The 15,346-nt window shown below is 44.4% G+C and carries 10 protein-coding genes; 5 read left to right on the forward strand and 5 right to left on the reverse strand.

Annotated elements, in window-relative coordinates:
• Nucleotides 1-9: 9 nt before the first annotated feature.
• Entirely contained in the window at nucleotides 10-1,431 is a 1,422-nt protein-coding gene (gene miaB, locus B0I27_RS03130; protein ID WP_106291357.1) for a tRNA (N6-isopentenyl adenosine(37)-C2)-methylthiotransferase MiaB, read from the reverse strand.
• A gap of 139 nt (nucleotides 1,432-1,570) precedes the next feature.
• Here miaB and B0I27_RS03135 point away from each other — a divergent pair, with 139 nt between their 5' ends.
• Nucleotides 1,571-3,481, forward strand: coding sequence for a hypothetical protein (locus tag B0I27_RS03135; RefSeq protein ID WP_106291359.1), 1,911 nt, complete (start codon nucleotides 1,571-1,573; stop codon nucleotides 3,479-3,481).
• A gap of 99 nt (nucleotides 3,482-3,580) precedes the next feature.
• Here B0I27_RS03135 and B0I27_RS03140 read toward each other — a convergent pair whose 3' ends face one another.
• From B0I27_RS03140 to B0I27_RS03150, 3 genes are all read right to left on the reverse strand, one after another.
• The gene (locus B0I27_RS03140; RefSeq protein ID WP_106291361.1) at nucleotides 3,581-4,645 is read right to left on the reverse strand and encodes a branched-chain amino acid aminotransferase; all 1,065 of its coding nucleotides are present in this window, start codon (nucleotides 4,643-4,645) and stop codon (nucleotides 3,581-3,583) included.
• A gap of 98 nt (nucleotides 4,646-4,743) precedes the next feature.
• Nucleotides 4,744-6,036 carry an HAD-IB family phosphatase gene (locus tag B0I27_RS03145; protein WP_106291363.1) on the reverse strand — a complete coding sequence of 431 codons (1,293 nt, stop codon included), beginning with the start codon at nucleotides 6,034-6,036 and terminating at the stop codon, nucleotides 4,744-4,746.
• Between the two features lie 46 nt (nucleotides 6,037-6,082).
• Complete coding sequence (locus B0I27_RS03150) at nucleotides 6,083-7,084, reverse strand: NAD-dependent epimerase/dehydratase family protein (protein WP_106291365.1); 1,002 nt, start codon at nucleotides 7,082-7,084, stop codon at nucleotides 6,083-6,085.
• Between the two features lie 60 nt (nucleotides 7,085-7,144).
• Between B0I27_RS03150 and B0I27_RS03155 the strand changes: the two genes are divergently transcribed.
• Entirely contained in the window at nucleotides 7,145-8,329 is a 1,185-nt protein-coding gene (locus B0I27_RS03155; protein ID WP_106291367.1) for a formimidoylglutamase, read from the forward strand.
• A gap of 292 nt (nucleotides 8,330-8,621) precedes the next feature.
• Here the strand turns inward: B0I27_RS03155 and hmpA are convergent, their stop codons facing one another.
• Entirely contained in the window at nucleotides 8,622-9,824 is a 1,203-nt protein-coding gene (gene hmpA, locus B0I27_RS03160; protein WP_106291369.1) for an NO-inducible flavohemoprotein, read from the reverse strand.
• A gap of 96 nt (nucleotides 9,825-9,920) precedes the next feature.
• Here hmpA and B0I27_RS03165 point away from each other — a divergent pair, with 96 nt between their 5' ends.
• The 3 genes from B0I27_RS03165 (at nucleotide 9,921) to B0I27_RS03175 (ending at nucleotide 15,340) form a co-directional block, all read left to right on the forward strand.
• Entirely contained in the window at nucleotides 9,921-10,358 is a 438-nt protein-coding gene (locus B0I27_RS03165; RefSeq protein ID WP_106291371.1) for an RrF2 family transcriptional regulator, read from the forward strand.
• 164 nt (nucleotides 10,359-10,522) lie between these two features.
• Nucleotides 10,523-12,142, forward strand: a complete 1,620-nt coding sequence (locus B0I27_RS03170; RefSeq protein ID WP_106291373.1) for a DUF6377 domain-containing protein — start codon at nucleotides 10,523-10,525, stop codon at nucleotides 12,140-12,142.
• A gap of 225 nt (nucleotides 12,143-12,367) precedes the next feature.
• The gene (locus B0I27_RS03175) at nucleotides 12,368-15,340 is read left to right on the forward strand and encodes a SusC/RagA family TonB-linked outer membrane protein (RefSeq protein WP_106291375.1); all 2,973 of its coding nucleotides are present in this window, start codon (nucleotides 12,368-12,370) and stop codon (nucleotides 15,338-15,340) included.
• Nucleotides 15,341-15,346: the final 6 nt, after the last annotated feature.

Raw genomic sequence — 15,346 nt, forward strand, 5'->3', positions numbered from 1 at the left:
TAATCTAAACTATCCAACAATTCTGCCGATTAACGTGGCAGGAGTACAACGCTCAATCAGCACATTAACATACTGACCAGGCTTGAATCGCTCATCTACCGGAAATACAACTGTCGCGTTCTTATCATTCCTCCCTGAGTAGTCAAGAGCCGATTTTTTCGAGAAGTTCTCGATCAGGACCGTCTGTATTTCTCCGATCTGCTCCAACAGGCGCTCATGAGAGTGCTTTTGTTGCAGCTTGATGATCTCATTGAATCTGCGGTTCTTCACATCTTCGGGCACATCGTCTGTGTATCGTTTCGCTGCCAATGTTCCCGGGCGTTCAGAATACATGAACATATAGGCAAAGTCGTATTTAACGAACTCCATCATGCTCAGCGTATCGGCATGCTCTTCTTCTGTTTCTGTACAAAAACCGGTGATCACATCGGTAGATATCGCGCATCCTGGCAAGATCCTTCTGATCGCTTCGACGCGCCCCATATACCATTCACGATCGTAAGTACGGTTCATGATATCCAGTACGCGGGAATTGCCCGACTGTACCGGAAGGTGAATGTATTTACAGATATTATCGTATTTAGCCATGGTGTACAACACCTCGTCTGTAATGTCTTTAGGATGCGATGTGGAGAAACGCACTCTCAGATCAGGTCCTACTAAAGCAACCATCTCCAGCAGATTGGCGAAGTTTACCTTCTCCAGCTGATCTTCCGAAGTCCATTTGTAAGAATCGACGTTCTGTCCAAGTAAGGTAACCTCTTTATACCCCTGGGCATAAAGGTCTTTAGCCTCCTGAATGATCGAATGAGCATCCCGGCTGCGCTCCCTTCCTCTGGTGAACGGAACGACGCAGAACGAACACATATTATCACAGCCTCTCATGATTGAGATGAAAGCAGTAATACCGTTCGTGTTCAGTCGCACAGGACTAATGTCAGCATAGGTCTCCTCTCTGGAGAGCAGCACGTTTACTGCACGATTCCCCTCATCGACCTGATCAATCAGATTAGGCAAGTCACGGTAAGCATCCGGTCCAATCACCACGTCGACCAATTTCTCCTCTTCCAAAAACTTAGCCTTCAGACGCTCGGCCATACAACCTAAAACGCCCACCATCATTCCCGGATTCTTGCTTTTAACGGCCTTGAATTCTTTCAGACGATTTCTTACTCTTTGCTCCGCATTTTCACGAATCGAGCATGTATTTATAAATATTACGTCAGCTTCTTTATAGTCAGATGTGGTTTTAAAACCCATATCTGTCATGATGGAGGCTACGATCTCACTGTCAGAAAAGTTCATAGCGCAGCCATAGCTTTCTATATACAACTTCCTGCCATTATTAAGCTCGGATGTTGCTTCCAGCAATAAGGCTTCACCTTGTCTCGCCTCGTCATGATCTTTCACGCCTATCTCCAAATTATGCATATCAATCTTATTCTAAGAACTGCAAAGGTAGCAACAATTTAATAGTTTATGACATGTTGGCATACCTTAATTCAATCTCCCTGATCTTAATTGCGGGCTCCTCAAACAAGCTGAGTACTATGCAGGTTAATGCATATATATGGCTGCAATCTGGCGTTTTTTTGTTTCATTCTGGAAGTGGATACTCATCATTCTGCTGGTTTTGCTGATCCTTCTCGCCGGCGGTGCCTGGTATTTGAGCAGCCGGTGGAAACCCTTGCTGGATACGCAGCTCAAGCAGTTGGTTTTAAACTCTTCAGACAGTTTATACCGGGTTGAATATTCCGACCTTAAAATCAATTTGATCAGCGGGAACGCCTCCCTCAAAAACCTAAAGCTCATCCCCAATGAAAATCGCTACCGGGAGCTGGAAGCTCTGAAAAGGGCCCCCGACAATATGTACAACCTTCAGGTGGAAAGTTTCGACTTGGTTAACTTCCACCCCAGAAAATTATACGATACCAGAAAGCTCAATGTCGACAGGATTGTGATTGACCAGCCTAAAATGATTATCACAAACAAACGGCAGCCATATAATAGACAAGCAGATACCACAGCTAAGAAGACATTGTATGAGATGATCTCTAAGTCGCTCAAAGAGGTTCGTATATCTGATATTCAGTTAAAGGATATCGACTTCGTATTGATTAACAAAAGCACGCCAACAGAGAAAAAAACGGCTATCAAGAACCTAAATCTCACCGTCACAGACTTTCTGCTTGATTCATTGTCTGAGAAGGATAAGGACAGGTTCTATCATACCCGAAACGTGGATGTGGAGCTGAAGAACTATAAGATTGCGACGGCCGACAGCCTGTATCTCCTGAGATTCAAATCCGTTAAATTTTCCACAAAAGGCAGAAGTCTGGTGATGGATGACGCCCGGATGGAACCCCGGTATAAAATACCTGCCTTTTATCGTAAGGTAAAAATGTCAAAAGACCGGTTCGACATCCGGTTTAATCAGATTGTACTTAAGGGAATAGACCTGGAGAAGCTTAAGCAAGAACAGCGATTCTTTGCCACAAGGATGGTTCTTGCCGACGGTAAGGTGGGTATCTATAACACCAATGCACTCCCTAAGAAGGTTACGAATAAAACCGGTAAGTTTCCGCATCAGCAATTGCAAAAGCTGGCACTTGATCTACGTATTGATACATTGCAGCTCCGCAGGGTCCAAATTGCCTACCAGGAGTTTAACAATAAGACAGGTAAAACAGGAACGATCTCCTTCGCCAATACGCGAGGGGCGATATACAACATTACGAACGACCGTCCCGCACTGGCTAAAAATAAATTTATGCGAGCGGAGTTATCAACGCTATTCATGGGCAAATCCAATCTGCATGTAACATTTAACTTCAATCTGACCGACAAAAATGGAGCATTCACCTCCACCGGTACGCTCGGAGCAATGGACGGAAGAGCACTGAACCAGGTGACAAATCCACTCGCCATGGTCAGTGTTCAGTCGCTCAACGTAAAGAAACTACAGTTCAATATCAGAGCAAATGAAAAGGTTGCCCGTGGAACAGTCCGGTTCTACTACTCCGATCTCAATATTCAGCTCTTAAAGATCGATGATGAAACCGGCCGTCTGAAAAAGCAGGGCTTAGTCTCTGGCATAGCGAACACCTTTGTTCTCAACGTAGGAAACCCAGATCCTAAGAACAACAACGTATTTACGGTTGGCAATATTTATTTTCAAAGGCCGCCCTCTTTTGCCTTCTTTAAATTTTACTGGAAAAGCTTACTTGAGGGAGTAAAGGAAAGTGTAGGGGTGAGCCGGGAAAAAGAGAACAGGATCAAGAATGTCGTCTCAAAGGTCGGTGATGTAGTCAGCGGTGTAAAATCAGACTTTGAAGCACTGAAAGAAAAAATGAGGGACAATAAGCTTGAACGGGTGAAAAAACGTGAGCTGAAAAAGAAGGAGAAAAAAGCGAAAAAAGCCCAGGAGGAAGAAGCAAAGGAACTTGAAGCCAAAGCCGATAGTACGGCTTCCGAAGGCTAGTTGGATAGATATGTAAATAAAAAAGAGAGTATTCACCCTCTTTTTTATTTACATATCCGAAAGTGGTGCAGTTCGAGAACTGAACCAAATGAACGCATATTATACTATATAATTCCACTCAAACGTGTCCGGTGTAATTCCGTAACGTATCTCATCCAGCGTCTTCAACGCCTTCTTTGAAAACTCAGCATTTGCAGGATCAGGCAGTTCAAAGCGCTCACCATCCAGCGAAATAGCCGCAATAGGGGTGATTGTAGCCGCAGTCCCTACACCGAAAGCTTCTGTCATGCGACCTTCTTTCAACGCAGCGATAACCTCTTCGACAGATACACGACGCTCTTCAACCGGAAGGTCCCAATGACGGGCCAATGTCAATAGCGTATCTCTTGTAATACCTTCCAGGATTGTATCACGGGTAGAAGGAGTTACAATCTTACCATCGATTACAAATACTACGTTAGCAGTTCCAAGCTCCTCAATATAAGCATGATCTTTACCGTCTGTCCAGATCAGCTGATCATAGCCCTCTTTCATTGCTTCCAATGCAGGCAATAAAGATCCTGCATAGTTTCCGGCAGCCTTAGCAAATCCGAATCCACCTTCAGCAGAACGGGAAAACTTCGTTTCGATCTTAACATTCAACGGCTTTGAATAATAAGCTCCTACCGGACAGGCCAATACGATGAACTTATAAGACTTCGACGGCTGCACACCCAGGTAAGGGTCAGTCGAGAACATAAACGGACGGATATACAGCGAGTTGCCGTTGCCTTCAGGAATCCAGCCGCGGTCAATATCAACCAATGCTGCTATACTTTGAACGAAAATATCTCGCGGCAATTCAGGAGCACAAAGCCTTGCTGCAGATTTATTGAAACGATCAGCATTCTTGTAAGGGCGGAAAATGACGGCTTTGCCATCAGCATGTTTGTAAACCTTCAGTCCTTCGAAAAACGCCTGGCCGTAATGCAGCACAGACATAGCCGGACTAAAAGACATATCTCCATAAGGGACGATCTGAAAATTCTTCCACTCTCCATCCTCATAATCCGCCACGAACATGTGGTCGGTAAACACCTTCCCGAAAGGAAGATCCGCAAAGTCTGTCTCTTGTAACCGAGAAGCAGAAGTTTGGGTAATTTTTATATCTAACGTATCAGTCACGACAGTGTGTATTATGTTGTTGTATACAAAGTAACAGTTTTTTGGGGATTATTCACAGACTCAAGGCCTTACGATCGTCAAAAAAGCAAAAAATCTGATTAAAAAAGAATCCTAAACTTAATCGTTTGGTCGATCTCCTTCAACTCTTTCAGTACCTGCTTGTCATAGCGGGCGCTTACGTCCGTAATGGCATAACCGATCTGCTCGTTGGTCATTAGGAATTGTCCCGAAATGTTGATGTTATGATTAGCATAAACATTATTGATCTGCGCCATGATCCCCGGAATATTCTTATGGATATGGATCAGACGGTGAGCGTTGCCCACCTTCGGAAGCTGTAAGTTCGGGAAGTTGGAGCTCATATAAGTGTCGCCCTTATTAATGAAATCAGCCATTCGTTTAGGGATAAACTTGGCGTTTCTGGGGTTCTGCTTCTGGTCGTCAAAGATCACGATGCCCATTTCTGTAGCGATATCATGTGATATCTTGTTCTTGCTATTACCCAAATAGCCTATCGTCTTCAGTTTGATAGCCTTTAAAAGCTTGGCGTCACTTATTTTTTCTCCATCAGCCAGCAGGACCATCCCCACGTCACCAACATACTTGTCTTCAAAAGTCTCCTTATGACGAATAGAGAATCCGTCCTTTTTCAGAACCTGTATAGCTTCTTCCGGAACGTCACCTACAATGAGGCAAAGGATCCTGTTTTTAGGATAGGAGATAGCCTGAGGTAATTTATTAACATATAAAAACTCATCAAAGCTCGGCGTGATATGATCTGCTTTCTCCAAAATACTTTGTCGCGAAATGTTCTCCGTAAAAGCATAGAACTTCTGGATCAGTCCCGACTCCTTTAGCTGGAAGTCTGAATATCCGTCTCCGATACCGTAAATATTACCTTCCAGTTGCAGCTGCTTCAAAAGCTTCACCTTGCCCCCTTCCTGCGAAAGCGGGTTTTCCTGGTCATAGCCGGTTATATTACCTTCTTCATCAAAGGTGAAGGTATTCGCATATATGTTTTCTATTTTGATATCAAAGGGCAGAACCACGGGCGTAATAAACTCCTTAAAGCCTCCCGACACGATCAAAACCTCGTCTGCGTGTTGTTTAAAGAACTCCCTGTTACGTGAAAAGGAAGCTGAAACTTTTTTCTTAAGCCTGCTGACAAGCTGTTTGAGGTGTTCCTGGTTGGCATGCAGTAGCTGCACCCTTTGGGTAAGGCTCTCTCTGAAAGACAAGCGGCCTTCCATGGCTGCATTGGTCAGATCCTCGATCTTTTTATAGATCTCTTCCCTATCGGGATGATCGCTTAATGAAATTCGTACGAGTTCATCTAATGCCTCTACCTGGGTAAAGGTGCTGTCAAAATCAATGATGTAAAAATTCTTCATTAAAATAGTTTGTATTTAAAACCCGCGAAACCGGCTATTCTGAAACTTATTCCTTTTGCAAGCGGTCGCGTCTATATGAATCCCTCAGATGTTCAGTGATTTCCCTGATAGAGCGGGAAATAGGCTTGAATCTTATCTCAGGCAGAAATTTTGAAAGTTTAGCCGACGAGTACGAAGATTTCTTAAAAGCACTTTTTGCCGTATCCCTTGTCAGGCTGTATTTTTTTCCTGTTAACACGGAGGCTATCTTAGCTCCCAGCCAGCCCAGGAACATTTTTTCCTTGCTCAGCTCCGTTTTCGGAACGGGCAGATCAAAGCACTTTGCCGTCTCAGAAAAAAGTTGCTCATAGCTCATGTTCTCTCCATTGACGATAAAACGCTCAGCGGAGATGTCGCTATCCATAAGCCGGATCATCACTTTTGCCACATCTTCCACGTCTACAACGCCGAGTGAACCCGGTGTGTAATAGCGCAGCCCTGTGCGTACCAGTTCAAATAGCTTTCCGCTTCCCTTGTTACCCGCATTCTTACCGATGATCACCGAAGGATTAACGATGACAGCATTCAGCCCTTCCGCAATGCCCCGCCACACCTCCATTTCACTTTCGTACTTGGATATAGAGTAGCCCTTTTGCGTGCCATTGAACTCCCACTGATCTTTCTCAGTAGTTTCGCCGCCCGCTTTTGGATCACCCAGTGAAGCTACGGAACTAACGTGCACTAACTTTTCGACATCGTTGAGCAGACAAAGATCGACCACGTGAGCCGTGCCTTCTTTGTTTACGCGAAGCATAATGCCCTTGTCGGCACTATCAAAAGAGATCATGGCGCAGCAATGATAAACATGCGTAACGCCCTCGAAAGCCTTTTCAAGTGCGAAATAATCGAGAATGTCTGCGGTCACCCATTCAATACGGGGGAGATCTTCAAGAATGGTTGGAATGGTAGAATGAAGGCGCTTCAATGCCCTTACCGGCATGCCTCTGTCATGCAGCTGTTTAACTAATTCTGAACCTAAAAAGCCTGTAGCGCCAGTAACTAAGATCATCCGGCAAAAATTGAATTTGCTTTCAAAAGTAACTGAATTAAATGGATATTTGGAGCGAATATGTCTTTAGTTGATTTTTTCGTGCCGGTCGATGACCGCAAATTCGGTGCAGAAGCGGGGTTCTCTAGCAGCCAATTGGGTAGTCAGGTGAGCGTCTTTACGCATCATTTTCCCGATCTTGAAGAGGGTACAGTAGATATCGTACTGTTTGGAGTGCTGGATGACCGCCATGCGGTGAATAACGAAGGTTGCGCACTGGCTCCTGATTATATCCGCGAGAAGCTTTACAGTCTGCATGCCGGCGCTTTCAAGCCAAGGATTGCCGACCTGGGAAATATTAAAGCCGGACACACCGTTGCGGATACCTATATCGCTGTTAAAACGGTTGTTGCCAACCTGGTAAAAAACAACATGGTACCGGTGATTATTGGAGGCGGACAAGATATCACGTACGCACAATACATGGCATACGAAGATCTGGAGCAGAAGGTCGACCTGGTTGTTATCGACAGCAAGTTTGATCTTGATGATATCGCTGACGACCCATCGATCGAAGCCTATTCGAACTCTTATCTGAATAAAATCTTCTTACACCAGCCGAATTACCTGTTCAACTTCAGCAATATTGGTTATCAAACCTATTTTGTTAATCAGGACAGTCTGAGGGTCATGGAAAAATTGTTGTTCGATGTCAATCGCCTCGGCGATTTTTATAATAAAATATCCGTTGCCGAACCTATTATCCGTAATGCCAGCGTACTTAGCTTTGATATCTCGGCCATACGTTCTTCGGATGCAAAGGCAAACAGCAATGCAAGTCCAAACGGATTCTACGGCGAAGAAGCTTGTCAGTTGTGCCGTTATGCAGGTATGAGCGATAAGCTAAGCTCAATTGGTTTCTATGAGTTTAACCCCGCGTACGACAGCGAGGGTCAAAGCGCTATGCTGCTGGGTCAGATGATCTGGTACTTCATCGAAGGCTTTTACCAGCGAAAACGTGATTTTCCCTTACAACCGAAATCGCAGTACCTGATCTACCGGGCGACGCTTAAAGACGGATCACACGAACTGGTATTCGTGAAAAGTAAAAAAACCGACCGCTGGTGGATGCAGGTGCCATACCCAACCGGACACTCCGGCAACGAGCGTTTTCACCTTGTACCTTGTCAATATGATGATTACCAGGATGCAGTAGCGGGCGAAATGCCCGACTTGTGGTGGAGAACCTTTCAGAAGCTGATCTGAGCTCATCGGTTTACCGTCATACACCCTTTCTTTATATTACATAAAGTTCCTGGCTTAAACCGGCTGGCATCAGCCGGAGATCAGCTGGTAAGCAGCTTGTGGGTTATGCCACAGTGTAGCCGCCATGATGCCACAGTGATGCCACGTTTTACCGCAAAAAGGTGGCATCACTGTGGCCTCACCGTGGCATCACTGCGGCCTCACCTACTGGCTAGCCTCAAGCAGACCAGATGCTGTCCTAGCAAGGCCTATCGGCTTGTTACATAAAATAGACGAAGCGAGCTTCTGCTAATTAGACTACCAGTACCGCCGGTCCAAATTCCTCAAAATGAATTCGATCTTTATCGACATTCTGATCGAGGAGATAGTGATAATGCTTTTTGATAAACTCGCCGGGACCGCAGATGTAGTAGTCGGTATCAGGATTAATTGCGTCCTGGATCTTTTCCAGGTCTACATAGCCTTCATAAAAATCATCTTCCAGATCATTTTCTATCGTATCATAAAAAGTGTGGATTTTCATTTTTCCATGTCTGGCACCGAGTTCTCTTACCACATTTTTAAAAGCATGAACAGCGTAACTTCTGGAGCCATGGATCCAGGTAATGTGTCTGTTCTTGCCAGACGCGATGGTGGATTCAAGCATGCAAATAAAGGGAGTCAAACCGACGCCGCCACTAACAAATACGACGGGATTGGTCTTTGTAGGGTCGAAGGTAAAATCCCCGGATGGTGGAGCCACTTCAATCACCCCGCCCTGCTGAACTTTATTATGCATCAGATTGCTGACATATCCTTCAGGACGGGTCGAGTTACCGTGCTCTTTCTTTATGGATATTCGGTAAAAGTCGCCATTTGGTGCAGCAGATAGACTATACTGCCTCGGCTGGAAAACCTTAAGTTCAGGAACGTATAGACGAACAGTGATGTATTGACCTGGTAGAAAGTCGGCGACTTTCCCTCCATCGGAAGGGTAGAGATAAAACGAGGTAATCTCTTCAGACTCTTTTACCTTGTGCTTAACAACAAACGGTCGCCAACCGCTCCATCCGCCTTCTTTCTGCGCTGCGCTACTGTACAGATCAGCTTCCACGCCAATCATAATTCCCGCAAGCTGGTTATAGGCAAGTCCCCACGCTTCAATAAGCTCAGCACTCGCCGCCTCTCCAAGTACTTCGGAGATAGATGCCAGCAGGTGTTTCCCCACAATCGCATATTGTTCCGGTCGTATATCCAGGCTTACATGTTTGTTGGCGATACGGTTTACCGCATGAGCCAGCACTGTAGGGTTGTCGATGTTCTCCGCATAAGCCAATACCGACATGGCAAGCGCTGTGGGCTGGGCTCCGGTATGCTGATTTGCTGAGTTAAACACATTCCTCAACTCCGGATTGTGAGTCAGCATACGGTTATAGAAGTAAGTGGTTAACGCGACGCCATGCTCTCTCAGGATAGGGACAGTGCCCCTAACTAATTCTTTCTGTTCGTTTGTCATACTGTAGATATTAATACCTTTATATATTAAATACAAAAATAGATACTATCTTTTGAAACATCTAGTCTATTTAATTTTTTTACTTTTGAACGTTTTATGGCTATCTTTTCAAAAACCTGTGAGTATGCAATCCGAGCTGTGTTTTACATTGCGCAGAAATCTGCTTTGGGCAGACGGGTAGGCATTAAGGAAATCGCTGCGGGCATTGATTCCCCGGAATTATATTTAGGAAAAATTCTTCAAGACCTCAGTAGAAAAGGCCTGATCAGCTCGTTCAAAGGTCCGACAGGAGGATTTTTTATCGAAGAGCATGCTCTCCAGCGATCTGTAAGTGAGATCGTAGAGGCAGTGGATGGCGACAGGCTTTTTTACGGCTGCGCGCTGGGATTGAAGCACTGTTCGGGAGATAATCCCTGCCCCTTACATCATCAGTTCGAATCTATCAGGACTGAGATTCATGCTTTGCTGAAAAATACGACCATAGGAGCATTTAACGAGGAGTTGTTTCAGGGCTTGCTGACTTTGAAAAGGTGAGGATTAACTGTATATCTTTAAAGTAAAGATTCAGTTTCATTATTTTATTGAAAGGAGCAAGATCTTGAAAGGACCTGAATGAATACTTTTAAATCTCTTAAATTCGTAGGTAAACGATCTGATTCCTGGTCATCAATTATAAACTAAATCCTTAAGCTAATCACTTGAAGAATATCCTATTAACGGTTTTATTGCTGCTAACCCAATACACCGCTTTCTCGATAACTGATCTCGACTCTTTATACAAGCGTCTTGACAAGGTTATGGACAACAGGCAGTTGTATATGGCCAATAAGGAAGAAAAGATTCAGGGGATAAAGCAATTGCTGCATATTGAAAATCTGTCGCCTCAGCAGACCTATGATATTAATTTGAAGCTTTGCTATGAATACAAAAAGTATAAATCAGATTCAGCCGTCTTTTACATTCTCAAGAACGTTCAGATAGGGAGGGATCTGGCAAATCAGTACTTGCGTAATAAGGCAGAGATTGAGTTGGCCTGGCTGTATTCGACAGCAGGTCTCTATATTGAGTCTAAGAACTTGCTGGACAATATCGAAAGGCGCACAATGGATCCGAGGCTGCTTGCCGATTATTACGAATGTTATAATGAGTTTTGCAGTCACTACGGGCAGAGCAATAACAATATTTTGTACTATGCCAAAAGTGAGCTATACCGTGATTCTTTGCTGAAAGTAGTCGACCCGGCTTCTTTGAAATATCAGATAGTGTCTGCTGAAAACATCCTATACAAAGGTAAGCGGAGAGAGGCGGAAACTGCCTTGCTCTCTCTACTTGAAAAAACGACAGACAAGAACCCGGAACGTGCTGTGATCGCGTATTTGCTTGGTCGTATGTATATGGACGAGACAAAGATGGATTTGCAGAAAAAGTATTTTGCGGTTTCAGCTATCACCGATATAGAAAACTCCATTAAGGACAATGCCTCCCTGCAGAGTCTGGCCTTAACTTTTTATAAGGAAGATGATATTGATCAGGCCTTCCGCTTTATCGAAGCAGCTGTAAACGATGCTCTTTTTTGCAATGTGCGATACAGAACGGTGGAAGGCTCTTCTTTCTACCCGATTATAAACGCCTCGTTTCAAGAAAAGGAAAAGAAGCAGAAAATGGAGTTTCGTTTATACCTTATTCTGATAAGCATTATGTCTTTGTTTCTTATTGCGGGTATCATTTATACATACAAGCAGATGAAGCGCGTGTCAAAGATCCGCAGAGAACTGTTTAAAACCAATGAGAAGCTGAGCAAACTGAACTATCAATTACAACAGACCAATGATAATCTTTCTGAATCAAACCACATTAAGGAAGAGTATATAGCTCATTTCTTTGACCTGTGTTCCACTTATATCGATAAGCTGGAGAATTACCGGAAAGCTTTACAAAAGAAAGCGTCGAATAATCAGCTTGAAGATTTGTTCAAAACGCTAAAATCGACCAGTATCGTCGAGACCGAGTTGGAAGAGCTGTACAAGAACTTCGACACGGTATTTTTAAATCTGTATCCTACTTTCGTGCGCGATTTTAATGTGCTTCTGGTAGCCGAAGAAAGGATTCAGCCGCGTCACGGGGAACTCCTCAATACCGAACTCAGGATCTTTGCGCTGATCCGCTTGGGAATAACCGATAGCGTTAAGATTGCGAGTTTTCTCCGGTATTCCCTTCGGACAGTATACAATTACCGAACCAAGGTTCGGAATAAAGCCATAGCCCGTGAAAGCTTTGAGGAGATGGTAAAAGAAATAGGGACACTTAAGCGCGATTAATCACTCATCTCTCTCCCTCATTCAGTACTTTTTTTTGTCTTTTTTGTTCTCTAATCAATTGGTTATTAAGGTTTAGTGCTTTAATTCCAGTACTTTTTTAGTGCAACAAAAATAAAGGGTCTTTTATGTCTTTACATTTGAGCTAACCAATAAGGCGAAGCCCAAATATCTACTTCTACCGCTTTGCTAAGATCAATTATTAACTAACCACTAAATCATGAATCTATGAGGCTTTTATTTACCAAAAGACTGTTACAGCTTTTTATCTTTTTCGGTTGTGCGGTACTGTCGCCTGCTTTCGCTCAGAATTTTCGGGTAGAAGGAGTTGTGACGGATGCGGCCACCGGCGAAACGCTGATCGGGGTATCTGTGATTATGAAGGGGACAAAAACCGGAACCTCCTCAGGAGTCGATGGGCGCTATTCGCTGCCGAATGTAGCACCCGGCAGTGTATTGGTCGTTACCTATATCGGCTATGATCCTATGGAAATACCGGTTAACTCTGCCCGGATCGACATCCGGCTAAAAGCTTCCAACAACCAGTTGGAAGATGTCGTTGTTATTGGCTACGGATCTGTGAAAAGAAAAGACGTCACCACGGCAATTTCCAGTATTTCGACGAAGGATCTGGACCAGCGGCCGATCGTTTCTGCCGCCCAGGCGATTCAAGGGCGTGCAGCCGGGGTCTCGGTGATTCAACCTAACGGAACACCGGGAGCTGAAATGTCTATCCGCGTAAGGGGTACGACTTCCTTTAATGGAAGTAACGATCCGCTGTATGTTGTTGATGGTGTCCCTGTAGATAACATCAGGTTCCTGTCGCCCAATGACATAGAGAGCATGCAGATTTTGAAAGATGCTTCATCTGCGGCTATATATGGTTCTCGTGCGGCTAACGGCGTTATTCTGATCTCGACTAAGGCGGGGAAGAATGGCGATGCTAAAATTGCCTTTAACGCTCAGTTCACTCAGAACAAAGTTACCAATGAAATCGATGTCCTCAACTTTTCGCAGTACAGGGATCTGCAGAACGAAATAGGCCTTGTGACGCTTCCTGAAGGTCTGACCGATCAAACTGACTGGTTCGACGAAACTTATAAGACGGGGGAATTGCAGAATTACCAAGTATCCATTTCTGATGGCACGGAAAAGTTGAAATACTACCTTTCTGCCGGATACCTGAACGAGACCGGTGTGGTGAATACTTCGTTTTTTAAGCGATATAACGTTCGTGCAAATATTGATAACAAAGTGCGCAAATGGTTAAATATTGGGGCTAGTATTAATTATGCGGATTACTCAAGTAATGGTGTGGCAACCGGTTTGGGGTCTAACAGAGGCGGGGTGGTTCTTTCGACAATTAATACGCCTACTTTTGCGCCGATTTGGGATCCGGAAAACCCAAACCAGTATTATACTAATTTTTATGGCGTCAACATTACCAGCCCCCTTGAGAATATAGCCAGAAGCAGGCACAACAAAGACAGGGAAAACAGACTGATCGCTTCGGGAAATGCTTTATTTACTTTTACGCCGGAGATTGGGTTTAAGACATCCCTTACTGTTGACAGAAGGAATGCCCTCAATACCCGGTTCCTTGACCCAATCTCTACTACATGGGGTAGAAATCAGCGAGGGGAGGCACTTGATGAACGCAACATGAACACTGTGCTGACATTCGACAATGTATTGAATTACAGCAAAACATTTGATAAGCACAGTGTCGAAGCAATGGCGGGTTCCTCATTTACTGAATCTGACTACACAAGAAGTTATATCAACGGTTCTCATTTTAGAAACGATCTCATACAAACATTGAACGTTGCGAATAAAATCGGCTGGACCAATACCGGATCGGAAGCCTCAGATTGGGCGATTATGTCTTTTTTCGGACGCGTAGCTTACAATTACGATAGTAAGTATCTTTTGACCGCCAACATACGTTCAGATGGTTCTTCCAAGCTGCATCCTGATCATCGGTGGGGTTATTTTCCATCGGTCTCGGCGGCCTGGAGGCTTTCATCGGAAGACTTTATGGAGGGCGTGGAATGGTTGAATGACGTGAAAATCAGAGGTGGCTGGGGACAGACGGGGAACCAGTCGGGCATCGGGGATTACGCTTTTTTACAGCGTTACAATATCCGTCGTATCGAGTGGTTTGTAACTGACCAGGAAAATGCCCTTCCTACAATCAGTCCTGCGAATCTTCGCACTCCTGATCTGACTTGGGAGACGACAACGCAGACCAATGTCGGCCTGGATTTCACCGCACTTAAGAATCGTGTGACTGTTAATCTTGATTATTATTACAAGCGGACTACAGACATGCTGATGAATGTGTCCTTGCCCGCGGGAGCTGCAGTTGCAAGTACCATCGCCAGGAATGAGGGCGAGATGACCAATAAGGGTTTTGAAGTTCTGGTAAACACTCAGAATCTAACCGGTCCATTCACCTGGAGTACTGATTTTAATATATCCTTCAACCGGAATAGGCTGGAGAATCTAGAACTGCAAAAGATCTATAGTGATGCTGTGACCAGCAATACCGTAAATGAGGCAGTCGTGAGGAATCAACCGGGACGTTCCTTAGGTGGATTTTTCGGTTACATCAGTGATGGGGTTGATCCGGAGACAGGTGAGCTGATGTATCGGGATCTGAATGGGGATTCGAAAATATCTTCAACAGATAGAACCTATATTGGAGATCCAAATGCCGATTTCATTTTCGGACTGACCAATTCATTTTCTTTCAAAAATTTCAACTTAAGTGTATTTCTTCAGGGATCTTACGGCAATGATATCTTCAATGCCTCCAGAATGGAGACAGAGGGGATGTACGATGGTAAGAATCAATCCACAAGAGTATTAGATAGATGGCGGGTGCCAGGTCAGATCAAGGATGTGCCCAAGGCTAATTTTGACATCCGGAACTCCAGTTATTTTGTGGAAGACGGCAGTTATTTACGTGTGAAGAATGTCTCACTCTCCTATAATGTTCAAGGTCAGTTCTTGAAGAGATTGAACATAAACCGCCTGCAACCTTATATTTCTGCGAGTAACCTGCTCACCTGGACTAACTATTCAGGCATGGATCCGGAGGTGAACCAATGGGGAAATAACGGGGCCGTTCAAGGGATAGACTGGGGCACCTACCCTCAGAGTAAATCATTTGTCCTCGGCGTTAATGTTGAATTTTAAGATATA

This window comes from Arcticibacter pallidicorallinus, assembly GCF_003002875.1.
Classification (GTDB): Bacteria; Bacteroidota; Bacteroidia; order Sphingobacteriales; family Sphingobacteriaceae; genus Arcticibacter; species Arcticibacter pallidicorallinus.

Bases quoted from the DNA above. Each gene is read 5' to 3' on its own strand.
- B0I27_RS03135 (WP_106291359.1), top strand. From the start codon at position 1,571: ATGGCTGCAATCTGGCGTTTTTTTGTTTCATTCTGGAAGTGGATACTC.
- B0I27_RS03165 (WP_106291371.1), top strand. From the start codon at position 9,921: ATGGCTATCTTTTCAAAAACCTGTGAGTATGCAATCCGAGCTGTGTTT.
- hmpA (WP_106291369.1), bottom strand. From the start codon at position 9,824: ATGACAAACGAACAGAAAGAATTAGTTAGGGGCACTGTCCCTATCCTG.
- B0I27_RS03175 (WP_106291375.1), top strand. From the start codon at position 12,368: ATGAGGCTTTTATTTACCAAAAGACTGTTACAGCTTTTTATCTTTTTC.
- B0I27_RS03145 (WP_106291363.1), bottom strand. From the start codon at position 6,036: ATGAAGAATTTTTACATCATTGATTTTGACAGCACCTTTACCCAGGTA.
- B0I27_RS03150 (WP_106291365.1), bottom strand. From the start codon at position 7,084: ATGATCTTAGTTACTGGCGCTACAGGCTTTTTAGGTTCAGAATTAGTT.
- B0I27_RS03155 (WP_106291367.1), top strand. From the start codon at position 7,145: ATGTCTTTAGTTGATTTTTTCGTGCCGGTCGATGACCGCAAATTCGGT.
- miaB (WP_106291357.1), bottom strand. From the start codon at position 1,431: ATGCATAATTTGGAGATAGGCGTGAAAGATCATGACGAGGCGAGACAA.